Source organism: Muribaculum sp. An289, assembly GCF_002159555.1.
Classification (GTDB): Bacteria; Bacteroidota; Bacteroidia; order Bacteroidales; family UBA932; genus Merdivivens; species Merdivivens faecigallinarum.
Map to the genome: position 1 here is coordinate 212,999 of NZ_NFIV01000003.1, position 24,231 is coordinate 237,229.

Here is a 24,231-nt window from a genome sequence, read left to right on the forward strand (position 1 = left end):
CTATCTTATGATTAAAAGTTTCGAGGACATTTTTACCGAGCTTAAGTCCAAACAGAAAAAAAGACTCGTAGCGGCATGGGCAGTCGATGACCATACCGTGACTGCCGCCTACCGTGCGGCGGAAATGGGAATCGTTGATGTTACCCTTGTGGGCGACGAGAAAATGATCCATGAAGTTTGCAAGGCGGAGAAACTCGATCCGTCAATCCTGAATATCGTAAACAATACGGACGAGCTTGCTTCGATAGCGGCAGGTGTCGATATGATCAATGCCGGTGAGGGCGATATCCTTATGAAAGGCCTGTGTTCTACGGACAAATTCATGAGGGGCATCCTTAACAAGGAGCGCGGTCTCCTTCCTCCTAAGGCGGTGCTGAGCCACGTTGCCGTAGTGCAGTCTCCAAATTATCATAAACTCCTCATACTCGGAGATATGGCTGTCATTCCGCTTCCAGACCTGAAACAGAAAGAGGCCATAGCCAAGTATCTTATTTCGACAGCCCATGCAATGGGTATCGCGAAACCGAAACTTGCCATCATCGCCGCTACCGAGCAGATGCTTCCGGGCATGCAGGCATGTGTCGATGCGGCCATCATCGCCAAGGAAGCCGACAGGGGACAGCTCAAAGGCTGCGTAGCCGACGGCCCTCTTGCTTTGGATGTCGCCATAGATGCCGAATCCGTAGCAGTCAAGAAAGTCGTAAGTCCGGTTGCCGGAGATGCGGACTGCCTGCTCTTCCCTAACATCGAATCCGCCAACGTATTCTACAAAGTCAATTCGAAACTTTGCAAGGGTGTCAAGATGGGTGCGATGGTCGCAGGTGCAAAGGCTCCGTGCGTACTTGCAAGCCGTGCCGATTCCATCGACACCAAGTTGAACTCGATAGCCCTCGCGGCCCTGTCGGCTAAATAATCTTTATCGGCATGGCACACAGGATATTGGTAATCAATCCAGGCTCCACTTCGACCAAGATAGCGATTTTCGAAGGAAGCAATCAGATTTACAAAGAGACTTTGAGGCATTCGACCGAGGTCATATCTTCATACCCTAACGTCAGTTCACAGAAGGATTTCCGTTACGAGGCCATAGTAAAGGCTTTGGAAACGGCCGGTGTGGGCGTGGAGACCCTCGATGCTGTAATGGGCCGCGGCGGTCTTGTAAAACCTAACCGTGCAGGCTCATACATGGTGAATGACAAGATGATATCCGACCTTGCTAATGCGGTTTACGGAGAACACGCCAGCAATCTCGGGGCGATACTCGCCGATACCATAGCAAGGCAGGCCAATCTGAAGAACGGCAACGATGCATGCAAGGCATATATCGCCGACCCTGTCACCGTGGATGAACTTTCGGACCTTGCCCGTATGACAGGCCATCCGAAATTCCCGAAACAGAGCATCTTCCATGCCCTTAATTCAAGGGCGGTAGTAAGGCGCTATGCAAAGGAATGCGGAAAGAAGGCCGATGAACTGAATGTCATTGTCGCACATCTCGGAGGCGGTGTATCCATTTCCCTCCACGAGAAAGGCATGACGACCGATGTCAATGACGCCCTTAACGGCGAGGGGCCTTTCAGCCCTGAGCGTACAGGCGGAGTGACGGCGCTGACAATGGCCAAGATGTGTTTCAGCGGCGAATACACATATGACCAGATCAAGAGGATGATAGTAGGAGAGGGCGGAGCAGTGGCCCATCTCGGAACCAACGACTTCTTCAAGGTCGAGGATGATTACAAGGCCGGAGACCCTGCAACCATCAGATTCGTGGATTCGCTTGCCTACCACGTTGCAAAATCCATAGGCGGACTTGCAGCTGCCGTTTCCGGGAAAGTCGATGCGATAATCCTTACCGGCGGCATTGCATATTACAGGCATCTTTGCGACATGATAGCCGAAAGGGTAAGCTTCCTGGCTCCGGTGGTTCACTATCCGGGTGAAGACGAGATGCAGGCCCTTGCCGAGTGTGCCGAGATGGTACTCGACGGCGAGACCAAAGCAAGGATCTACGAATAGATTTCCGAGAGCGGCCGGACTGTATGATTTTTTTACAGCCGGATACGGAAGTGTAAAAATTTTATACATGACTGAAACTTCGTCCGGATTGGAACTCGCTGGAAATCAGTATCGCAAATAAATTATATAAAAATCATACGGTTTTTGCTGCAAGGTTTTCCCGGAAGGCCATGAGGCTTTCCGGGAAAATTTTTATGTGTAACCGCGATATGATAAAGGCTGCGATATGATTTCTTTTTTCAGATTCCTCGGAAGGAACAAACTTTATACGGCTGTGGAGGTGGCAGGCCTGTCCATAGCAATGATATTCATAGTTTTCATTTCATACTATGTTTTTTCCGAGCTGTCATACGATTCCTGTCTTGAAGATACTGAGGACATATATTTGCTCAGCGATGGTGTCTTTCCGTCCGGCAGTGCGACCATGATGGAACAGATTGAAGGGGCTTTCCCGGAAATCACGGAAGGGACGAGGATGGTTTCGACCGCTTTCCTCGGAGGCCTTACTTTGACCGCCACTGTGGGGGAGGAGACTTTCAAGCAGCAGGCCCTGGGGGTCGATGCCGACTTTTTCGACTTTTTCACCTTCCCGTTCATTGCCGGGGAAAGGGACAAGGCCCTGACGGAAAAATATGCCGTGTCGGTTTCCGAAAGTTTTGCCGCGAGGTATTTTCCAGACGGCTCCCCAATAGGGAAGACATTCGATATTACAATCGACAAAGAGACGGTTTCCCTTACCGTTACCGGCGTGTTCGAAGATTTCAAAAACAGCGTTTTCCCGTATGTGGACATGATTTACAGGATTGAACTGTACGAGCAGGCCTTTCCGGCATTGCTTTCCAACGGCAACGGGACTGCGAATACTTTTCTTCGCATAAATGCAGGTGCGGATTTGCGCGGATTGGAAAAAGGGATATTGGGGATTTTGAACAAAGAAGACAATCTTTATGTGTCGGGAATATCCACGCGCGTCCTTCTCGTACCTTTCAAGGAGATTCATTTCGGGGCTATGGAATACAGCGCGCCTTTCACCGACAGTGTCGACAAAGGATTTATCAACCTGTTCGTGGCGGCCGGCATCCTGTTGTTGGTTTTCGCCATACTCAACTATATATCGCTTACCGTCGCCCAGACGGTTTTCCGTGCAAAGGAAATGGCCGCAAGGAGGCTGCTCGGAGAACGTAAGTCCGGGATAGTGGCAAGGTTCCTGTCCGAAGCCTTTGTAATGACGGCTGTCGCTTTCCTGCTCGCACTTGCGCTGATTCCGGCTTTTTCGCCGATGATGGGCAGGCTTTTAGGCAAGCAAGTGGATGTTTTTTCCAATATGGACATATCGCAGGCCTGTATCCTTGTCCTGTTCGTGGTTGCGGTTTCGTTTGTCGCCGGCATAGTCCCGGCCCTGATTTTCTCGCGTTTCAGACCTGTGTACCTAATGAAGGGCCAGTCCGTGGCAGGAGGAAAACAGGTGCTCGGAAATATTTTCGTCTTCATCCAGAATTTTGTCGCCGCGGCCGCATTGTGCATTGCGATAGCCATGTCCGTCCAGTTGAAGCACATGCTCGATGTGGACAGGGGGTATTCACGGGACGGCGTAATCTATGTGAACGGGGTGAGCTCCGCTGCGGAGTTTTATGCCGATGAGCTGAGGGCCATGCCGGAGGTGTCGGATATAGGTTATGTTCAGTTCGATCCTGTCGACGGTGGACGGACTTCGGGCAGCTATGACCTTGAAGACGGTTCGCGGGTGAGCATAGAATGGTTTTACGGCGATATGGCCGCTTTCAGGATACTCGGTTTCAGGCCCGTGTCCGTAATGTCCGAGCCGGTTGAGGGAACGGCGTGGCTTACCGAAAGCGCAATGGAAGGCCTCGGGGCCGATTACGGTTCTTCCGGCCCGAAGCTGAATTCCCTGGGTCTCAATGTCTGCGGTATCATGGGGGATTTCGTCAAGGGCAATATGGCGGAAGATGACTGCAAGGGAATGAATATATGCTATTATGTCATGAATATGGATTCGCCCGAGGATTTCATGTTCCTCAGGGAGATGATAGTGAAAGTATCCGGGGATACGGAAAAGGCGGTAAGGAAAATAAGGGAGTTCTATGAGGACCGCGGGCTTGCGACGGCAGTGACGGTCGGGTCGTTGGACGAAAAATTCAGGTTTTATTATGAGAAGGAAAACAGCAACGGATGGCTGATTGCGATTTTTACGGCGCTGACTCTGATGCTTTCGGCTATGGCCATGCTTGCGATGAGTACTTACTATGCCCATCAACATGCACGCAATGTCGCCATAAGGAAGATATTCGGCCTTTCGCGCAAAGCGGCTTTCCGGTCGACGGTTTCAGGTTTTCTGAAGATAGTGGCCGCTGCCGCCGTGCTCTCGGTTCCCCTGTCTTACGCCATCGTTTCGAGATGGCTCGAAAACTATCCCGACAAGGCGGAGGGACTGTGGTGGGTATATGCGGCAGGCTGCATCGTGGTGCTGTCCGTGGCTTTCATTTCGATTTTCAGGCAGGTTTACATGCTTGTGAACATAAATCCGGCGGAAGTTCTGAAAAAAGATTAGGACAGATGCAGTTTTTTTAAAATTTCTGCTTAATTTTAATTCGTGTAATTTATTTATTGAAATGAAAAACTTTCTGCTTCTGCCACTCGCCATCTGCTGCTGCGCCGCATGTACGCAGACTCCTGAGCCGGATGACGAGCCGTTCGTTATCACATTCGATTCTACCGAAATCAATGTGTCTGCCGAAGGCGGCTATGCAAGGGCGCCTTATTCCTTTACCGGAAGCCGGGACAATATCGCTTCTATCGGAGTTGATTGCCCGAGTTCCTGGATTACCGAGAAGATTTACGATGTTCCCGGGGAGATTATCGTCAGTGTCGAAGCCAATCCCGACACTACGGACCGTGTTGCCGTCCTCAATGTAGGCTGGTACGGCGGCTCCGAAACGGTTTATGTCATGCAGGACGGGAGGGACCCGTCTTCGCCCGATATCCCAGATGATGGCGAGGATGCCATTTTCGAGATAACCGTCAACCAGATAAAGGAATCTTCCGTCATTTACAGTGTCTATCCTTCGGATACGCAGATGACTTATCTCAATCTTCTGATGGATAAGGCATCTTACGACATGTTCGAGGATGAAGACACACGTTTTGCAAACGACATGGCTTATTTCAACCAGGTAGCCCAGGCCAATGGCCTGAGTCTGGAAGAATTGCTCAGGCAGAACCTGAAAACAGGAAATACCATAGGCGTTTCCGTGACCAGCCTCACTCCGGATACGGAATATTGCATATATGTCTATGGTGTGACTTCAGGGGCTGAACGTCTGACCGGATATGTGCCGGAATTCTTCGTTACCGAGAGCGTGCCTTTCGTCGACATTGATTTCGATCTGAATCCTACAGTGGACGGAAACCATGTGGTGATAGAGGCCATCCCTTCCGATGATACCGTGCCTTATGTCATGGACGCATATTCAGGCCGCGGCATAGACGGGGAATGGCTCAAGGAAAGCTATCAGACTTATATCAATGACGTGATTAATATATATACCATGCTCGGACAGTCGGCTGCGGATGCGGTGAAGAGCATCGCCCATGTCGGTCCGGATGCCATAGAGGCGGATCTTAATCCGAATTCCGACTATACTGCCTTTGCCGTAAGTATAAGCTTGTCCGGGTATCTCAATTCCGAGGTGTCCACCAAGGATTTCAGTACCGGGTCCGCACAGCCTTCTGACAATGTCATAACAATCGAGATTACCAAATTGGAGCCGGACTATGCCGAGTATGCGATATATACGACAAATAACGACCAGTATGCACTGGCCGCCCTGGATTCCAGGCAGGTGGAAGGCATGGCGGACGATCAGATCATAGCCGCTCTGATTAACGACAATCTGATAACACTTGTAAACGGGGATGTTACGGGAAGCCTTTCTCCGCTTGCCCCCGGAACAGAATATGTGATGTTCGCTTTCGGTTATTCCGGCGGCACGGTTACAACCGGCCTTGTGAAGGAATATTTTACCACTCCGTCCGGCGGTACGTCTTCCGTGGGAGCGGGACGCCTTAATCTTAAATTGGACCGTGAAACTCCGGTTCCAGTACTGACTGACTATAAAATCAATAAAAAATAATGACTGAAATTATGAAAAACAGGATATTGGCCATATCGGCATTGTTTCTCGCGATTTGTTCATGCGGGCAGAATGAAAACATTCCGGTGGAGGCTGAGAGCATAAAGCTCAGCCGTGAAACTCTGGAACTTACAAAGGGAGATACCTTTAGGCTTACGGCCGAAGTCCTTCCCGAGGATGCGGAAGACAAGACAGTACGGTGGACTTCTCTGAAGGAAAGCATAGCTTCGGTGGACGAGACCGGTCTGGTTTCGGCCGTGGCGATAGGTGAGACTGTCATCAAGGCTACGTGCGGAAATGTATCGGCACGATGTCTGGTTACAGTTACGGCAATTCCCGTGACCGGTGTGAAAGTGGTCCCTTCCGAGATAACCATAACGAGGGGAAGCACGCAGCAGCTGTCGGTGGAAATAACCCCGGAAGATGCAGATAACAAGGAAGTTACCTGGAGTTCGTCAGACGAGTCCGTGGTGCTTGTGGATGCAAACGGGATGATATCTGCCGTGGCTATCGGAAATGCGGCTGTCAAGGCGGCTGTCGGAGGTCTGGAAGCCGAGTGCCAGGTGACCGTAGCGGGCGTAGGCGTTGAAAACATAACGCTGGAGCCGGTTTCTTTGGACCTTATGGTGGGGGAGACTGCGGTGATAAACGCTTCTGTCCAGCCCGAAGATGCGGATTATGACGGGATTACCTGGACATCTTCCAATGCGGCGGTGGCGAGCGTGGATGCCGGTTCCGTCGTGGCACTGTCACAGGGAGAGGCAGTGATTACTGCGACAGCCGGAGGCAAAGAGGCTTCCTGCACCGTAACTGTGTCGGAAGTTCCGGTTACGGATGAAATCAATATAGGGGACATTTATTTTTCTGACGGTACCACGTCTCCGGTACTTGTCGAGGGCAAGACCCCCGTGGGCGTTGTCTTTTATGTGGGAGACCCTTCCGTAAACGATGCAGCGCTGATGAGGGATCATCCCGACTGTACGCACGGCCTTGTAGTGGCTCTGAAGGATGCAGGAATGCAGTACTGGCAGTTGAGAATCCAGTTTTATCAGAGACATGTAGGTGACTGGGTGACAGCTTCCGGTACCGGATATAAGACGACGGTCGTGGATGATGAGACAATAAATCTGATAATGGGATACAATAACACCAAGGCTATCGAGGCTTTCAATGAAGACGAGGCCAATTGGGACTGGAACGTGGACGCCATTCAGTGCGTTCTGGATTATAGGGAGTCGGTTGCCGCCCCTGAAACCAGCAGCGGATGGTACTGGCCTTCTCCGAAAGAGCTTTCTTTGCTGTGTACGGGAGAATACAATGGAAGTATAAACGATATTTTCAATGAAACCGACAATCTCGAAGTGATAAACGGGAAACTGTCCGCTATCGGGGGGACCCCTCTGAACAACACTACGCCGAGCGGGACTTATGAATCTTATTATTGGTCGAGCGCGGAATCTTCCGCATATCAGCAGGCCATTTACGTACTCATGTCTAACGGCAGTGTAGGCCCTCAGAGCAAAGGCTATCCTCCTCGTAGTATCAGATGTGTCCTGGCGTTTTAGTCATGAAGCGTTTTTTGTACATGCTGCCGCTGCTCATTGCGGCGGCCGTATTGCCCTCCTGTATGGAAAAGGCCGTCGAGGAAGAGCCTGTGCAGTTGTCCGTGGACATCTATGAAAGCGATTTGTCCCTGATGCAGGGTGATACATACCAGCTTACCCTTGTAGTGGAGCCGTTGGATGCGGAGTACTTTTCCGTGGAATGGACGAGCCTCAATCCTGAGATTGTCTCCGTTACGCAGGAAGGTGTGATTACCGCTGAAAATATGGGGGAGGCTTTGATCAAGGTGACCGTGGACGGGGTATCTGCCACTTCCATAGTGACGGTGGGGCAAAGTCCTCTGAAGTCCGTGGGATTTGCGGAAAGCGAATATGAAGTTGCCCTCGGTGAAACGGTGGTTACGGGCATTGTATTCGAACCTTCATCGGCTGATACCTCCGGAACCGTATGGACTTCTTCCGACAGTTCCGTTGTGATGCCCGTAGGGCCCGGCGAGTTCAAGGGACTTTCCATAGGCGAGTCTTTCGTGACGGTGAATATTGCCGGAAAGACGGCGAACTGCAAGATAAGGGTGGCGCAGGGGCCCATAAAGCCGGGAGACTTCCTTTTCGATGACGGAAGCGTATGTTCCGTCCTGCTTCCGGGAAAATATCCTGTGGCAGTTGTTTTTTATGCTGGCAATCCGACAGCGGAAGATGCGGCATTGAAGGCCGAACATCCCAAGTGTACCCACGGCCTTGCGGTTTCGATAGGCGAGGATTTGACTTCGGCATGGCAGCCGGCCTATTCGGCCTGCGGGAAGACCGTAGGGGACTGGTGCGATGACAATTCGGATTATGAGTCGCCGATTACTGGGACAGATTCCGGCGCCCCGCTGAACAGGATTTGCGGTTACAACAATACCATGGCCCTGCTGGATTTCAATTCCGATCTGGCGAATCGCGGCTGGAAGGTCGCTGCTGCGGTAGAGTATTGTTATTACATCATTGAAAACGGATGGTCCCTTCCGGAAGGTACGAGCGGCTGGTATATTCCGTCGGCCAAGGAGATGTCCCTGCTTGTGCGCGGTGTCCATGAAGGGAACATTTGGGATATCCAGGATGATTCTTCGCCGAATCTGGATATTGTGAATGCTTCTATCGGAAAAATTCGTCCCGACTGCGTTATAGCCGGAGGAAGTTATTGGACTTCATCGGAGTATGATGAATCCTACGCTTATTTCGTCAATGTTTCCGGAGGCCGTGCGAGCATAGCTCCGAAGAATTTTGAAAACGGCCTGCTGCGTTTTATCGTCGCATTTTAGATTAAGAAATTTTAATAAATGAAAATAGGTAGATTTTTATTATATGTTTCGGTTTCCGTTCTGATGCCCCTCATGTTCCAGGGGTGCGCGGAACCCGAGGAAATGATTGTCGTCGGCGATGTGGTCGTCGATACGGACATGGCACAGCTTTGCAAGGGGGAGACCCTGCAACTGACGGCTACCGTTTATCCGGAGGATGTCGCCGGGAAAGTCGATGTGGAATGGTTCAGTTCGGACGAGTCGGTGGCAACGGTTTCGCCGGACGGTCTGGTTACTGCCATTGCTTCCGGGAGGGCGTTCGTTACTGCCGGGGCCGGGAATGAATTCGCTACCGTGATTGTAGATGTGCGCGTGGCTGATTCACTTGCGATTACGGAAGAGTATGTGACTCTGGAAGTCGGCGAGGATATATCGCTTACTCTGGAAACAGTGCCTGCTACAGGTGTAGAAGGCATAGTATGGAGTTCTTCGGACGAATCTGTTGCTACGGTTACGCAGGACGGCGCCGTCTCTTCCGTCGGCAAGGGGATTGCCGTTGTCAGGGTTTCTGTGGACGGGCTTTCCGACTCGTGTGAGGTTTATGTGGTAGGAGAACCGGAAGTAGGGGATTTCTACTATTCGGACGGTACGTATTCAGGAGAACTTTTTTCTAAAAAGGATGCCATAGGTGTCGTATTCTGGGTAGGAGACCCTACGGCCGACGACCCGACCCTGCGCAGGGACTTCCCGGGCTGTACCCACGGGCTCGTCGTTTCCCTGATAGAGGAGGCCAGTACGTGGCAGAGCAATTACAGGTCGTTCAATTCGACCGTAGGGGAATGGGTTTCGGAAAACGCTCCAGAATACATGTCGCCGACTACCGGGGTGGAACTGGAGGACAACCTGAACAAGATTGTCGGTTACAACAATACCCAGGCGATCAAGGCTTTCAATTCGGATTATGACAATATCGGCTATAAGGTCGACATGGTAAAACGTTTGCAGTTTTTCCTCGGAAACAAGGAATTTGCGGCTCCCGAGGGTACGAGCGGCTGGTACGTTCCGTCTGCAAAAGAACTTACCCTTATGATAGTGGGCGACATGGAAGGCAATATCAACGGGTTGTATACCAACGATATGCCTGTGCGCGATATCCTGAACGAATCGTTCTCGCAGCTGATACTTGCCGACCAGTTCTCTCCGGAACTGTATTGGTGCAGTTCGGAATATGATGCCCAGAACGCTTTCTGTGTCGGGTTCTATAACGGCCTTGTGGCATACAATACCAAAGGTGCGATGAATTGCATGCTCCGTTACGTACTGGCATTCTGACGGTGTCACGGCGGCGGGTGCGGTTATGGCTTTATAGCTCGTTCTTGTACAGCTCCGCCATCAGAATCTGGTATCTGTTTTCGGTATTGATATAGTCTCCGAGACTTGTGAAAATATTGTCGGCTTCGACATAATAGTCCATTATCGACAGCTGACCGTTTATTACGGCCTTCTTCAATGCGGCAAGCGTATTGCGCATGAGAGGAAGGTCGTATTCTTTGAGTGCGTTGCCGAGTTCCTCCATTTCATAATAGCTCGAACGTATCGCGTTGATTGATTCGAGACGTGCGTTTTCCAGGCTGGAGAGGGCGGCGCTGTGCCTTGCCTTTGCGACTTTCGTCTTGTTCATTCCGGAAAACAGAGGAATCGAGATGCCTACTATGAATCCGTCGGATGCTTCGTTGAGTGCCGTGTTCCTCCTGTATCCCACTTCCAGTTTCGGCAGCCAGTTCTGCCGGTTGACCTTTATTTCCTGTGCTGCGGCATCCACGGAAGCGGCTGCCGACTGTACGCCAAGGTCTGCTTCTTCGATGTATTTGCAATATTGCTCGAAATCCGGTATTGCTGGGAGTTCCGGATACCCCGAGGGCTCTATGTCCAACGGCTGTCCTCCGTTGAGAGTTTCAAGGTTGCGGAGTATGCTTTTGCGGGATGCGGTATTCTGGGCTTTGAGGGTGCGGACATTCATCCGCTCCATCTTTACCTTGTTCACTTCTATTACGGTGGCCCCGCCTTCATCGAATTGCTTTTCGACAAGCGAAAGGAGCTCGTCGGCATTTTCAAGCCTGTTGTCGAGGAGTTTCTTTTCAGCGTTCAGCCTGATTAATTCGAGGCAGAGTGTCTTTGCTTCGAAAAGTATGTCCCGGCGTTGCAGTAGGTACAGGCGCCTGAGTTCTTCGCTGCGGAAGTCTCCCCATTTCTTGCGGGCGGCGTATTGCGTAGGGAAATCGAAGCCCATGGATGCAACGAATTCCGAGCTTGCGACTCCGTTGACCCCGTTTGTGAAGAACGGGCTGTAGGATACTGAAAGGTCCTGCTGTATGTTGTTTTCAGCCTTTATTTCGAGGGCGGAGGCCTCGTTTTCCTGCCTCAGGGCTTGGAGTTCCAGGTTGTTGCGTTCTATGTTTGCAAGTACCGTGTCTATTTCCTGTGCCGGGCAGAACTGCGATATTGCAGTAAAAAGCATTGCAAATGCGATTATGTTTTTCATCTCGATTCTTCTGTTTTTGTCCTTTTGTCCTTCTTTGAAGTCATCCATTCGTATACGATAGGGACTATGAATGCGTTGAGGAAAGTCGAAGTCAGCAATCCTCCGAGTATCACTTTTGCCATAGGGCTTTGGATTTCGTTTCCTGGAAGGTCGCCTCTGAGAGCCAAAGGAATCAGTGCGAGTGCGGTTGAGAGCGCCGTCATCAGGATTGGGTTCAGCCTGTCGAGCGAGCCGTGGATTATGTTTTCCCTCAGCCGGTTTCTCCCGTTTTCATGTTCCAGGGCGTTGTACCGGTTGATAAGCAGCATTCCGTTGCGGGTCGCTATGCCGAAGAGGGATATGAAACCGATGATTGCCGGTATGCTGATTTCCTTTGTCGTCAGCAGCAGGGCGAAGACCCCTCCTATGAGGGCGAGCGGGAGGTTCAGGAGCACGGCTCCGCTTTGCATTGGACTCTTGAACTCCATGTACATCAGCAGGAATATGATAACGATGCTCATCAGGGACGTGAGCAGCAATGTCCGGCTTGCCGTCCTTTCGCTTTCAAACTGTCCTCCGTATTCGATATGGTATCCTTCCGGAAGTTCGATTTCGCTGTCCACTATATGTTGTATGTCGTTCACGACACTTCCGACGTCACGTCCGTCGGTATTGGCGGAAATCACTATTTTCCTTTGTACGTTTTCCCTGTTGATTGTATTCGGGCCTGAGGATGATACTATGTCGGCCACGTATGAGAGAGGCACCTTGCATCCGTCGGCATCGTCTATCATCAGGTTGGAAATGGCTTCCCTGTCCCTGCGGTAATCTTCGTCCGCCCTGACTACGAGGTTGAAGGTCTTTCCGTCTTCATATACCTGGGATACGGTCTCACCGGCCATGTTCACGGTGATGAACTCGTAGAATGCGGGGAGAGGGATTCCGTATCTGGCCAGCATGTCTTTGCGTGGTATTATCTTGAGTTCAGGCCTTTCTATCTGCTGTTCCACATTCAGGTCGGCTATGCCTTCGACTCCGCTGATTTTCTCTTTTATCTGATTGCCGATGCGGAACATTTCGTTCAGGTTCTCGCCGAAAAGCTTTATTGCGATGCTTGCCTGGGTCCCGCTCAGCATGGCATCGATTCTGTGGCTGATTGGCTGCCCGATTTCAATGTTGGCACCCGCTATCACCGAGAGTTTTTCGCGGACATCGTTGAGCAGTTCCCTGTGTGAACGTCCGTCGAGTTCGAAAGGGGCCTCTATTTCGGATACGTTCACGCCCAAGGCGTGTTCGTCGAGTTCTGCACGGCCTGTCTTGCGTGCGACCGTCTGTATTTCCGGTATGCCGAGCAGGAGTTCTTCTGCCTGACGTCCTATCTTGTCAGACTCTTCGAGCGAGATGCCTGGCATCGAGCTTATGTTTATCGTAAAGGAGCCTTCATTGAAGGCCGGAAGGAAACTGCGGCCGAGGGTGAAGAACAGTCCGAGTGCCGTGGCGAAAAGAGCCAGTGTCACCCCGAGCACCGTCTTCTTGTGTTCCAGGGCCCAGTTCAGTGAATTGCGGTAATGCTTTTTCAGCCACCTTGCGGCGAAAGCCTCTTTCGGAACGCTTCCGTCCTTTTTCCCTTTTGCGAGCAGGTAGCTGCAAAGCACGGGCGTAAGCGTAAGGGCTACTATCGTGGATGCGAAGAGTGCGACGATGAAGGCGACTCCGAGCGGTATGAGCATCCGTCCTTCCATTCCGCTGAGGAAAAACAGGGGAACGAAGCTGGCCACGATAATCAGGGTGGAATTCAGTATCGGCATGCGCACCTCCCTCGAAGCGTCGAAGACGACATCCGTTACCGGCCTGCGTTTTTCCGCCGGGAGGGCCCTGTTTTCCCTGAGATGTTTCCATACGTTTTCGACATCCACTATCGAATCGTCCACCAATGAGCCTATCGCTATCGCAAGTCCTCCGAGGCTCATGGTGTTGAGCGTTATCCCGAATGCCTGTAGGATGAGTATGGAAATCATCAGCGAGAGGGGAAGCGTAACCAAGGATATTATGGTCGTGCGTGCGTTGGCAAGGAAGATGAAAAGGACGATTACGACGAAGATGGCGCCTTCGTACAGCGAGCTTTTCACATTGTCTATGGAATTTTCGATGAATTTTGACTGGCGGAAAATATCCGTCGAAACCTTTACGTCTTCCGGAAGGTTTTTCCCTATGTCTTCAAGGGCCGCTTCCAGTTTTCCGGTAAGTTCGATTGTCCCGGTGTCGGGCTGTTTCGTTACCGTAAGCAGGACGGCCGGTTTCCCCCTTTCGGAGGCGAGTCCGAGTTTTGGCTGCTGCGCCCCAGTTTTTACATCGGCAACGTCTCCCAATGTTATCGGGGCCCCTGTGGAATCGGTTTTTATCACGGCCGCCGACATTTTCGCCACATCGTCGGTCGAAAGCACACCTCTGACTATATATTCATTCCCGTATTCGTAGATGACACCTCCGTTCGCATTCAGGTTCATTCCGCGCGTGACCGACATGACTTCGGAGAGGGTGACACCGTAATGTTTCATCTTGTCGGGATGCAGGAGCACCTGGTATTCCTTGATGTCCCCGCCGAGTACCGCCACCTGGGCGACTCCTCCCGTGGCAAGGAGTCTCGGACGGATAGTCCAGTCCGCTATGGTGCGGAGGTCGAGCATCGATGTGCTGTCCGCCGTCAGACCGACGATGAGCACTTCCCCGAGAATGGAAGACTGCGGGCCAAGGGTAGGGTTTCCTGCCGTCTCAGGCAGTTCTCCGGCGGCTGCCGAAAGTTTTTCGGAAACAATCTGCCTTGCAAGATAAATGTCCGTGCCCCAGTCGAATTCGACCCATACGACGGAAAATCCCGTAGTGGAGGAAGAGCGTACGCGGCGTACCCCGGTAGCTCCGTTTACGGCAGTTTCAATCGGAAAGGTGACCAACTGTTCCACTTCTTCCGCCGCCATGCCGTTGGCCTCCGTCATGACTACGACGGTAGGGGCGTTCAGGTCCGGAAATACGTCTATTTCGGCGTTGACGGTGCAGTAAATGCCGGCCACGAAGAGCAGGGCGGATGCGACCAGGACGAGAAGCCTGTTCTGTAATGAAAAATGTATGATTTTGTTAAGCATCGGACCTGTTTTTAATGGTTATGGGTATGTCCCGGAATGGTATTGCCCGCCGAGGCGAGTTTTATGCGCATCGCCCCTTCGGTGACTACGACGTCACCGTCTTCGAGCCCTTCCGTTATCTCGATTCTGGTTCCGTCAGAGGCTCCTGTGCCGACATGGACCTTTTCATAGCAGTCCGCATCCAGTTTTTTGAAAACATAGTATTCCCCCTGTTCTTCAATCAGGGCCGTAAGCGGAAGCGAGATGACATTGTCCCTTGCCGTGGAAAGCAGGTAGATTTCAGCGAATGTGCCCGGGATTATCTCCCCCTTCCCGTCGAATTCGAAGGTTACAGGTATGTACGCCGATGTTTCGTCCAGGGCGCGGCCTTCGGCTATGAGTCTGCCTCCCAGTTCTTCGAGGCGGTAGATTTTGTCGCTGAACGGCAGCCTGAAGTTGGCGGATGCGATTCTTCCGAGCCTGTCAATGTATTTTCCGGAAAGATCCGCCTGCAGGAACATCCTGTCCGGGTTTGTTATTCGCATGAGTGTCTGTCCGGTAGCGACATAGTCCCCGTCCTTTACGGCTATCTTGCCTGCATAGCCCGTCGCCGGGGATTTGACCGGAGTCCCTCCGTTTTCACCGCCTCCGATGGCTTCGTATGCTATTTTCGCTGTTTCGTAATTGCTTCTGACCCTTTCGAATTCCTGCTGCGATACTATTTTGTCCTTTACGAGGATTGCGGCCCTTTCGTATTCCCTGAGGGCCGTCTGGTAGGCGATGTACGCTTTCTGTGCGGGGTCCCCGTCCTGTAGATTGCCTGAGGAAATCGTGAGAATGACATCTCCGGAGTTCACCGGGGAACCTTCGGCGACAGGGGAGGAAAATGAAACTATTCCTGCCCTTCCCGCTATTACGGCCGTTTCATGGCCTGTGGCCGGGATTATTTTGCCGCTTGTGGAAATGACGTCCCTGAAAGTTCCGGCCCGTACCGTGTCGCATGTTATTCCGGCTTCGACGGCCTTCGCCGCTTCGAAGACGATTTCATCGCTTCCGTGTTGCCCGCCGTCGGCTTCGTGGCCGTGGTCATGGTTTGCATCGGAATGCCCGCATCCGCAGATTGACAATAATATGGATATGGCCGCGGCGGCATTCATGGTCATGAATTTTCTCATAGCTGTGTGTTTTTCCATTTTACCGCGGCAAAGATATCCATATCCCGATGCAACTAAAGTGCATTCTTCTATGGGTCAATGCGTACCGCCGGAGGCTTCCTCGAATTTCGCTTTCATCGTAGGGTTGTTGCGGGTAAGGCGCTTGATTGTCAGTTCTTCGGCCTTGTTGTTCGCAAGTCTCAGATTGTTTTCCGAGCCTAACAGGGCGTCCTTGATTTTCTGGAGATGGTCGATTGTCTTGTCGATTTCTTCTATTGCCTTTCTGAATTTTTCGCTTGCGAGGCGGTAATTATTCGCGAATTTGCTCTTGAAATCGTTGAGCTGTTCTTCGAAATTCGTGACGTCGACGGATTGTTTCTGCGCTATTGCCAAAGCTTTCCGGTATCCGAGGCTGTTTTTCGCCGCCTGGGTGAGCAGGGAGATTATCGGCATGAAGAACTGCGGCCTTATGACATACATTTTTGGAAAACGGTAGGAGACATCCACGATTCCGGCATTGTAAAGTTCGCTGTCCGGTTCGAGAAGCGATACGAGCACGGCGTATTCGCAGCCCTTTTCGTTCCTGTCCTTGTCCAGTTTTGCGAAAAAATCTTCATTCTTATGTTTCACGGCGGTCCCGTCCATCTCGTTTTTCATTTCAAACATTACAGAGATGTATTCCGTCCCGTCCTCGTCGTAGTCCCTGAATACGAAGTCTCCCTTTGTGCCTCCCCTGATGTCGTTGTCCTTTTCAAAATACGCTCTCGGGTACATGGACATCCTCATCCTGTTGAATTCGGTGCTGCAATGTATTTCGAGTGTTTCCCCGACCATTTTCGTGGACATGCGTGTCTTCAGGTCTTTATAATAATCTATAAGTTCCTGTTTTTCTTTCAACTGGCTGTTGTATTTGTCGGCCAGGCTTTTTTCGCGAATGATGGCGGCATCCTTTTCCGATGTCATTTTCCCTTTGAGTTCGGCGATTTCCGTGTCCTTGGCCTGCAATTTCTCGCGGAAACTGTTTTCGGTTTCAAGCACGGCCATTTTGCGCAGGCTGTCGTTTCTGGCGACCTCCGTTCCGAGCCTTGAGATTTCCTGCTCCTTCTTTTCCAGGATTTTCCGGAACTCCAGCTCCTTTTTGTTCAGCTCCAGTTCCTGCTTTATCGTGAACCGTTTTTCCTGCTCTGCCGTGCGGCGGGCCAGTTCCTCGTTGAACTCGTTGTTGCGTATCTGGTTGGCTATCGATGCGTAGTCGGCTTCGTCCACGGAAAAAACGTTTCCGCATTTCGGACACTTTATTTCGTTCATGGTTGTTGTGCTTAAATTTGCATGTTTTTTATATATGTGTCTTTATATATGTGTCTGCAAATATAGTGATACGGAAGGCTCGATGCAAACCTTGCTGCGGCTGTCGTGCAGGTTGTCTTGCGGCGGAAGGTGAGAGATTTTTATATAAAAATTGAAAAAAAAATTCGGTTATATTATTATTTGGATTATCTTTGCACAAGATTGAATTTTCAGTGTATTTTAATAAGCAATAGCTAAAACAATAAAGGCAATGAAAAAATTTCTTTTAGCAACACTGTTGTTATCGTTTTTTTCCGTGGTTGCGTTGTCGGCTGCGGAAACAGACACGACTAAGGCCGCTGTCGACAAGTATCCGAGCTTCAAAGGGTTTATGACGAACAAGTTCTGGGATAACTGGGAACTTTCAGCAAGCGTAGGTACTGGTTTTGCCATTTATAGCGGTGGCAATTACGGTACTTTCGGGCAGAAATTCGGATTTTCCGGCGAAATCAGCGCGGCAAAATGGTTCCATCCGGTTGTAGCTGTAAGGGTCGGCCTCATGGGCGGCCAGTACGGTACGGTGCATCCTGATTTGGGAAAAGTCAATTGGCCATATATTTTCACTCATGTGGATGCAATGGTTAACCTGTCCAACTGGATAGGTGGCTACAGGGAAGATCGCGTTTATTACGCTGTTCCTTTTGCTGGAATGGGTCTGTTTGCATCCAATTTTACTGATAAGGCGCAGGCTGCAACCCAGACAGGCAACCGTCTGCTCGATTTTGCATTCACGGCCGGTATTATCAACAAGTTCCGTGTGTCCCCGAGCGTGGACATAAATCTCGAATTGAAGGGAATCCTCGGAAGGGCCAAGATGAATCCTGTCGTAAGTCCTTCAAGGGGCGCTTTCCTCGGAACGGCCAACATATCGGTGGGCGTTACCTACCGCTTCGGCAAGAGAGACTTCGTGAGGGGTGCTGCCGGATATTCTCTGGAGGATATCGATGCTTTGAAGCAGGCTGTAAAGGAAGCCAAGCAGAATGCAAAGGATACCGAAGAGAAGATGAATGCCAAACTTGCTGACTGCCAGGCTAAACAGGCCGCAGCACAGAAACGTGCCGATGATGCGGAGAAACGTATGGCCGAGCAGAAGGCACAGTATGAGAGAGAGGCTTCGATACCGTCCCAGACAGTATTCTTCGATTACGGAATGGCAGTCCTTTCAAAATCAGACAAGATACGCCTTGAGGTGTTCAAGGATCAGGTTCTTGCAGGGCCTAAGGACCATGTATACACTGTTACCGGATATGCCGATTTCAAGACCGGTAAGGACAAATACAATGTAAAACTGGCAGAGAAACGTGCCCGCGTGGTTTACAATTACCTTGTAAAACTCGGCGTTCCTGAATCACAGCTTACATATACCGGTACCGATGCTGCCGAGCAGCCTAATATCGGCGAAGGCAACCAGTTCGTTACTGTAAAATAAGCCTGAAGGCGCGTAACCTGAGGACACGTAACTTGGGAGTGCGTAGCTTGAAGGCGTAAGGTCAGGCCGGATGGTATCAGGTCGCCAACGTACTTCAACTTCAGGAAAGTAAAATGAAAAATGGGTCTGACTCAGATATGAGTCAGGCCCATTTTATTAAGGTATTCATTTGAGGGTGCCCATTTGCAAAGTCGGGGTAATTTGAGGCATACATTTACAAATTCGGGTAATGCGGTGCCGCGTGAGTTAGTTCTGGGGGAAAGTGAACCTGTTTGCCGGTCATTTGGTGCACTTTCCCCTCGAAAATATTGATTCTACCGCCATTTTCGCTGTTTTTTCCGGGAAAGTGAACCGTTTTGCCGCGAATCGGCGGCACTTTCCCCAACTACATTCCAGTACAACGGTCACACATGCTCCCTATCGGTTTAATACGCCGGGAAAGTGAACCATTTTGTCGCGAATCGGAGGCACTTTCCCCGGCTATATTCCAGTACAATGGCCGCACAGGCTATCCTGTCTGTTTAACGCGCCGGGAAAGTGAACCATATTCCTGCAAATTCGCGGCACTTTCCCCCACGGTATGCGCATTGTGGCCTTTTCTTTCTTCGTTTCCACAGGGAACGTGAACCGTTTTGCCGCGAATCGGAGGCACTTTCCCCCTTAGGTGAAATTTGACAATCGCTTCTACGGCCATTCTGCCTGCATTCCTCGTCCGTCTTATCAGGGAAAGTGAACGTAGTGGAAGTCCGGGTGCGGGCAATTTTGTAATAAGTTGAATGTCAATACATTAAAAATTTAAGTGCACATTTCGAAAGTTTTAAACGACCGAAATGTGCAGCAATTTTACTAATTAACTGACCATCAATGCATTCAAAAATCATCATGCACCGACTGTTCCAAAATTACATGGAAAACTTTCCACGAAGGTGCGGATAAGGTGCGGATGAAGAATAGCGTTCCCCAAAGTGCGGATGATGTCAGTGTCCTTTTTAGGGATGTCAACGTTCTTGGGGTGGCGGGCATACGATTTCCGCGATACGCTTCATTTTTTTCGAGGAATTTACGAGGGATTTGTCTGTAGCATCTGGTTTTGCAGGGACTCCGAAAATTTTCATGAAAATTTTTATAGACAGTTTTTTTGCTAAGATTGAAAGATATTTCGAACTTTGTCAATTCAATACCCATGAGTGTTGTCCGTGTTTGAAAATATTTTATATCTTTGCAGTGCTGAGCAGTCAGCATACATTTTGATGAAAGTGTTTTTCGAACAGTCCTTGTAAGAAAATGTGGTGTTTTCTGAGTGAGAGGGCAGCGGACAACACTCTTCCTTGTTTAGATGTAAATTATCATGGCATGTCTTATGCCATAGGTATATCTTTTCAAGTGTGGGGTATTGGAGCGTTTATTCTCACTAAGGTCTCACCACAACCTTCTTACAGATAAACGAAATTCGGCTCCACACTTTCTTTTATGCACTACTAAGGCAACGCTTTCTTGAAGTCGGGGAAGCTGTGAAAAAATTATGAAATCAAAAATGTTTTTCCGGATGGCGGCAATGTTTCTGGCACTGCTGGCTCCATTCTTCGTTGTCGGTTGCGATGACAATATCGGTTACGATTTTTTCTCGGCCATACAGGGCGCAGTGTATGATGCTTCGACGGGAGAAGCCCTTCCAAATGCCGCAGTCGTGCTGAATCCTACGAACCGTACTTTGCAGACGGGGGAGGACGGCACTTTCATTTTCGAAAATCTCGACCCCGGACAGTATACGCTTTCAGTCCAGAAAGAGGGTTATTATGTAGACCGCAAGGCTGTCACTGCCATCAGCGGAGAGACTGTCCAGACGGATGTTTTACTCAGGAAAATATAATATAAAAGGTATATATGATGAAGATTTCATTATTCAAGGCAGCCTTGTTGCTGTCGGTTTTCGGGTTTACGGTCTGCTCCTGCAATGACGATTTGGGGCAGGAACTGACTGGCAGCATCATCGGTACGGTGGCCGATGCAACTACCGGAGAGCCTGTACCGACTGTCAGCGTGTCGTTGGAGCCGGGAGGCAAATCCGCTGTTACCGGCAGCGACGGCAATTATCTGTTTTCGGAATTGGAGGCCGGAAATTATACTGTTTCAATCAGCAAAAAAGGGTACAATCCCGACAGCCGGGTCATATCCGTCGAATCTGACAAATCCGCCAACGGTGACTTCCTGATTGAGCGCATCCCTTCGGTAGTTACGGTAGACCGCGATACCCTCGATTTCGGTGACGGGTCCGATGTGAATTCCCTGTCTTTCAATATTGTAAATAGCAGTTACGAAGACCTGGAATGGAAAATAGAATACGATTGCGACTGGATAAAGGAAATCCGCGATTCGTCCGGAGTATTGGCATACGGCAGAACCCAGTCCATTGTGGTATTCATCGACAGGGAACTGCTTTCGGAAGGGAAAAATGAAACCGTGGTCGTCGTTCGTTCCTCCAACGGAAGTTCCGACCTGACGGTTCTTGCCACAGGTGCGAAAAGAGAAGAGGTGGTGCTTAACACTTTGTCTGTCGGGGATATTACTTCAAATTCCGCGACATTCTACGGCAGGATAATAAACTCAGGTATGCCGAAATACACTGCCAGAGGATTCGTGTATTCAACATCTTCAAAGCCTACCGAGGCAACGGCTATAGAAGTGCTGACTTCGCCTGTTACTGTGGATTCGGTGTTTTCATCCAGAGTATCAGACCTTGAATTAGGCCAGCGTTATTATGTCCGCGCTTTCGCCAAGAGCGACCTAGGCACTTTCTACAGCACTAACGAAGAGTCATTTACTGTGCAGGGGACAGATCCGAAGGTTACTGTGCTGGATGTAAGCAATGTCAACGTAAGGGAATTGACAGCCACGTTCAATGCAACAGTTGAGGCAGTGGGAGATCCTGAATATACAAGTCGAGGCTTTGTTTACGATACAACCAGCAGTCCTACTATATATAATAAGGTATTAGTGGCAACAGGGACAGGGGCCGGGACATATAGTGCGGATGTGAAGAATCTTGAATTTGATAAGGTCTATTATGTGCGTGCTTATGTTGAAAGTGAGGTGGGTATCTTTTACAGTGACAAGGAGGTTGTTTTCAATACAGAAGGGGAAGATCCTGTGGTGTCGGTACAGGAGGTAAGCGGTATCAGCGTTGCTCAGCATACGGCTGTTTTCAATGGGACTGTTGAGAATGCAGGATATCCGGAATATGCAGAGAAAGGATTTGTATACGGGACATTGCCAAATCCGGATATGTCAGATAAGTGTATTAAAGTTTCTGGTACAGGAATCGGCTCTTTTAGTGCAAGTGCGGATGAATTGAATGATGATGTGATATACTATGTGCGGTCTTATGTTAAGACAGTAAATGGAAAGGTGATATATAGCTCAGAGGAGGTTTCATTTATGTTGTCCGCAGTGTTACCGGTTCTTACTGCAGGGACTGTTACTGATATCAGTGTGGCGACGATGTCGGCTGTTCTGAATGGAACCGTATCAGAGATAGGAGATCCGCCGTATACTGAAAAAGGATTTGTGTATGGTCTTATGCCTAATCCGACGGTCAGTGACAATGTGCAGCCGGTAGCCGGCACTGGAAAAGGTGATTTCAGCACTCGGGTTTCAGGTGTAGAATCTTCAAAGGAATATTATGTCCGCGCTTATGCAAAGGTTGGTACATTGGTGATATACAGCAACAATCAGGTATCTTTCATAATTGAGACAGTAGCACCGGAGGTTTCGGTACAGCCAGTTGGCAGTATTAACCTGACATCCAGAACTGCTGTACTCAACGGTGCTGTACTTAATGTAGGAAATCCTCCTTACACAGAGAAAGGTTTTGTATATAGTTTGACAAATAATCCCACATTGGAAGATGCGAAAATAGCTGTGCCAGGTAGTGGCTTAGGCCCTTATAGTGCAGTGGTGGAGGATTTGCAGTTAGATGTGACTTATTATGTAAGAGCCTATGCCATAAGTAACGGAGAAGTGGTGTATAGTCCTGAATCCGTGCAACTTTCAACTAAATCATCACTGCCAGAATTGACTGTCCAGAATGTGACAAATATCAACATATCAGAAGGGACTGCAATTTTTAACGGGACGATTACCAATGTGGGAAGTCCGGAGTATTATGAAAGAGGATTTGTGTTTGGGCAGATATCTAATCCTACGTTGAATGATAATGTGATAATCTCAGAAGGAGATGGACTCGGGGCTTACAGGTCTGAGGCAAAAGGCCTGGAGATGAATGCTCAATATTATGTACGTGCTTATGCGGTAAGCAATGCCGGAACTGCTTATAGCAGCAACGAGGTCATATTCACTACAGAACCGGGATTGCCGTCTGTTTCAGTCCAGACAGTAAGCAATATCAATATTGCGAACAGAACGGCAATATTCAACGGAACAGTGGACAATGTCGGGAATCCGGCATATAGTGAGAAAGGATTTGTATACGGAGTGAAAGAGAATCCGACAATATACGACAATAAAGTCACAGTAGAGGGATCCGGCAGTGGTCTTTTCAGTATACAGGTCTCAGGTTTTGTTTTAGATCAGAAGTATTATGTCAGGTCATACGCTATTAATGAAGGAGGAGTTGCCTACAGCAGTACCAACACTTCGTTTATTATATCCATAATACCAGCCGAGATATCTGTATTGCCTGTTATAGGTATGGATTATACAGATAGAACTGCTGTCCTGAGAGGTTCCGTGCAGTCTGTTGGTAATCCGCCATATATAGAAAAAGGATTTGTATACGGGACTTCCAGCGAAAGTCCTGAGTTATGTGAGAATAGAGTACAAATCAGTGGTACCGGTATCGGAAATTTCAATGCCAAGGTTCAATCACTGTTTCAGAATACTCCATATTATGTGTGGGTTTATGCTATTAATGATGGTCAGATTGTTTATAGTGATAATTGTGAGTCGTTTAAATTGTTACCTGTTTTGCCCAAGTTAAAAACATTTGATGCCATAAATGTGGATATGTCTAATGGCAAAGCGACATTGTCTGGCATGATAACAAATATTAATGAGGCTGATTGTACGGAAAAAGGATTTGTATATAATTCCGTCGGAAATCCAACCATAAATGATGTGAAGATTGTTGTTAAAGAAGATGTCAATGGTCTGTTTAATACTGATGTTTTCGATCTGCCTGTTTCTAAGAATTGTTATATTAGGACTTATGCTATTAATGACGATGGAGTTGCTTACGGCAATCAAGTAACAATTAGCCCTGATATCATTATACTTCAGAATGCTGGTATAGCAGTCCAGAGCCAGGATGCCGGGATTGGAACATACGATTCAATAGAAGTATCCTGTGAGGCATCCGATTTGGGTAACTACAATGACTGGAGATTGCCGGAAATAAGTGAACTGCGGATACTCTATATACGAAAGGATGAAATTGGCGGTTTTATAACAGATCCTGAAAGCAGCGGACATGTTTATTGGTCATCGTCAATTTCTGATAGTTATTCGAAACATTTGTCCATTGATTTCTCTGACGGCACAGAAGGTTATGGCCTTGAGGCCTACAGCAAATTCAGTGGACGTGCTGTGCGAACATTGAGTTTGCCTCCTGAATTGTAAAATCGTGCAACATCC

Annotated in this window: 14 protein-coding genes; 10 read left to right on the forward strand and 4 right to left on the reverse strand. The window is 49.4% G+C overall.

Going from position 1 to position 24,231, the window contains the following annotated elements:
• Positions 1 to 7: 7 nt before the first annotated feature.
• From B5F83_RS03770 to B5F83_RS03800, 7 genes are all read left to right on the forward strand, one after another.
• Entirely contained in the window at positions 8 to 913 is a 906-nt protein-coding gene (locus B5F83_RS03770; protein WP_087276372.1) for a phosphate acyltransferase, read from the forward strand.
• Between the two features lie 11 nt (positions 914 to 924).
• On the forward strand, positions 925 to 2,016 hold the full coding sequence (gene buk, locus B5F83_RS03775; protein WP_087276369.1) for a butyrate kinase: 1,092 nt from the start codon (positions 925 to 927) through the stop codon (positions 2,014 to 2,016).
• Positions 2,017 to 2,242: 226 nt separating this feature from the next.
• Positions 2,243 to 4,585, forward strand: a complete 2,343-nt coding sequence (locus tag B5F83_RS03780) for an ABC transporter permease (protein WP_087276367.1) — start codon at positions 2,243 to 2,245, stop codon at positions 4,583 to 4,585.
• Between the two features lie 61 nt (positions 4,586 to 4,646).
• Entirely contained in the window at positions 4,647 to 6,167 is a 1,521-nt protein-coding gene (locus tag B5F83_RS03785) for a BACON domain-containing protein (protein WP_087276364.1), read from the forward strand.
• Between the two features lie 11 nt (positions 6,168 to 6,178).
• Positions 6,179 to 7,732 (forward strand): Ig-like domain-containing protein, encoded by a 1,554-nt coding sequence (locus tag B5F83_RS03790; RefSeq protein WP_158094138.1) that lies wholly within the window; start codon positions 6,179 to 6,181, stop codon positions 7,730 to 7,732.
• A gap of 2 nt (positions 7,733 to 7,734) precedes the next feature.
• Positions 7,735 to 9,033, forward strand: coding sequence for an Ig-like domain-containing protein (locus B5F83_RS03795; RefSeq protein WP_158094139.1), 1,299 nt, complete (start codon positions 7,735 to 7,737; stop codon positions 9,031 to 9,033).
• Positions 9,034 to 9,051: 18 nt separating this feature from the next.
• Positions 9,052 to 10,344, forward strand: a complete 1,293-nt coding sequence (locus B5F83_RS03800; protein ID WP_087276354.1) for an Ig-like domain-containing protein — start codon at positions 9,052 to 9,054, stop codon at positions 10,342 to 10,344.
• Positions 10,345 to 10,375: 31 nt separating this feature from the next.
• Here B5F83_RS03800 and B5F83_RS03805 read toward each other — a convergent pair whose 3' ends face one another.
• The 4 genes from B5F83_RS03805 to B5F83_RS03820 all read right to left on the reverse strand — a co-directional run bounded on the left by B5F83_RS03805 (position 10,376) and on the right by B5F83_RS03820 (position 17,114).
• Entirely contained in the window at positions 10,376 to 11,554 is a 1,179-nt protein-coding gene (locus B5F83_RS03805) for a TolC family protein (protein WP_087276772.1), read from the reverse strand.
• Complete coding sequence (locus B5F83_RS03810) at positions 11,551 to 14,673, reverse strand: efflux RND transporter permease subunit (RefSeq protein ID WP_087276351.1); 3,123 nt, start codon at positions 14,671 to 14,673, stop codon at positions 11,551 to 11,553. The genes B5F83_RS03805 and B5F83_RS03810 overlap by 4 nt, the downstream gene beginning before the upstream one ends.
• An 11-nt stretch (positions 14,674 to 14,684) precedes the next feature.
• Positions 14,685 to 15,827, reverse strand: a complete 1,143-nt coding sequence (locus B5F83_RS03815) for an efflux RND transporter periplasmic adaptor subunit (protein WP_239383816.1) — start codon at positions 15,825 to 15,827, stop codon at positions 14,685 to 14,687.
• Between the two features lie 75 nt (positions 15,828 to 15,902).
• Complete coding sequence (locus B5F83_RS03820) at positions 15,903 to 17,114, reverse strand: DUF2130 domain-containing protein (RefSeq protein WP_087276349.1); 1,212 nt, start codon at positions 17,112 to 17,114, stop codon at positions 15,903 to 15,905.
• A 250-nt stretch (positions 17,115 to 17,364) separates the two neighbouring features.
• Here B5F83_RS03820 and B5F83_RS03825 point away from each other — a divergent pair, with 250 nt between their 5' ends.
• From B5F83_RS03825 to B5F83_RS03835, 3 genes are all read left to right on the forward strand, one after another.
• Positions 17,365 to 18,582, forward strand: coding sequence for an OmpA family protein (locus B5F83_RS03825; RefSeq protein ID WP_087276345.1), 1,218 nt, complete (start codon positions 17,365 to 17,367; stop codon positions 18,580 to 18,582).
• A gap of 1,546 nt (positions 18,583 to 20,128) precedes the next feature.
• Positions 20,129 to 20,452, forward strand: a complete 324-nt coding sequence (locus B5F83_RS03830) for a carboxypeptidase regulatory-like domain-containing protein (RefSeq protein ID WP_158094140.1) — start codon at positions 20,129 to 20,131, stop codon at positions 20,450 to 20,452.
• Positions 20,453 to 20,466: 14 nt separating this feature from the next.
• Positions 20,467 to 24,216, forward strand: coding sequence for a carboxypeptidase regulatory-like domain-containing protein (locus B5F83_RS03835; protein WP_087276339.1), 3,750 nt, complete (start codon positions 20,467 to 20,469; stop codon positions 24,214 to 24,216).
• The last annotated feature ends 15 nt before the right edge of the window (positions 24,217 to 24,231 follow it).

What these genes read in the sequence shown, in the direction of transcription:
- B5F83_RS03770 (WP_087276372.1), top strand. Translation starts at nt 8, where the DNA reads ATGATTAAAAGTTTCGAGGACATTTTTACCGAGCTTAAGTCCAAACAG.
- buk (WP_087276369.1), top strand. Translation starts at nt 925, where the DNA reads ATGGCACACAGGATATTGGTAATCAATCCAGGCTCCACTTCGACCAAG.
- B5F83_RS03780 (WP_087276367.1), top strand. Translation starts at nt 2,243, where the DNA reads ATGATTTCTTTTTTCAGATTCCTCGGAAGGAACAAACTTTATACGGCT.
- B5F83_RS03785 (WP_087276364.1), top strand. Translation starts at nt 4,647, where the DNA reads ATGAAAAACTTTCTGCTTCTGCCACTCGCCATCTGCTGCTGCGCCGCA.
- B5F83_RS03790 (WP_158094138.1), top strand. Translation starts at nt 6,179, where the DNA reads ATGAAAAACAGGATATTGGCCATATCGGCATTGTTTCTCGCGATTTGT.
- B5F83_RS03795 (WP_158094139.1), top strand. Translation starts at nt 7,735, where the DNA reads ATGAAGCGTTTTTTGTACATGCTGCCGCTGCTCATTGCGGCGGCCGTA.
- B5F83_RS03800 (WP_087276354.1), top strand. Translation starts at nt 9,052, where the DNA reads ATGAAAATAGGTAGATTTTTATTATATGTTTCGGTTTCCGTTCTGATG.
- B5F83_RS03805 (WP_087276772.1), bottom strand. Translation starts at nt 11,554, where the DNA reads ATGAAAAACATAATCGCATTTGCAATGCTTTTTACTGCAATATCGCAG.
- B5F83_RS03810 (WP_087276351.1), bottom strand. Translation starts at nt 14,673, where the DNA reads ATGCTTAACAAAATCATACATTTTTCATTACAGAACAGGCTTCTCGTC.
- B5F83_RS03815 (WP_239383816.1), bottom strand. Translation starts at nt 15,827, where the DNA reads ATGAGAAAATTCATGACCATGAATGCCGCCGCGGCCATATCCATATTA.
- B5F83_RS03820 (WP_087276349.1), bottom strand. Translation starts at nt 17,114, where the DNA reads ATGAACGAAATAAAGTGTCCGAAATGCGGAAACGTTTTTTCCGTGGAC.
- B5F83_RS03825 (WP_087276345.1), top strand. Translation starts at nt 17,365, where the DNA reads ATGAAAAAATTTCTTTTAGCAACACTGTTGTTATCGTTTTTTTCCGTG.
- B5F83_RS03830 (WP_158094140.1), top strand. Translation starts at nt 20,129, where the DNA reads ATGGCGGCAATGTTTCTGGCACTGCTGGCTCCATTCTTCGTTGTCGGT.
- B5F83_RS03835 (WP_087276339.1), top strand. Translation starts at nt 20,467, where the DNA reads ATGATGAAGATTTCATTATTCAAGGCAGCCTTGTTGCTGTCGGTTTTC.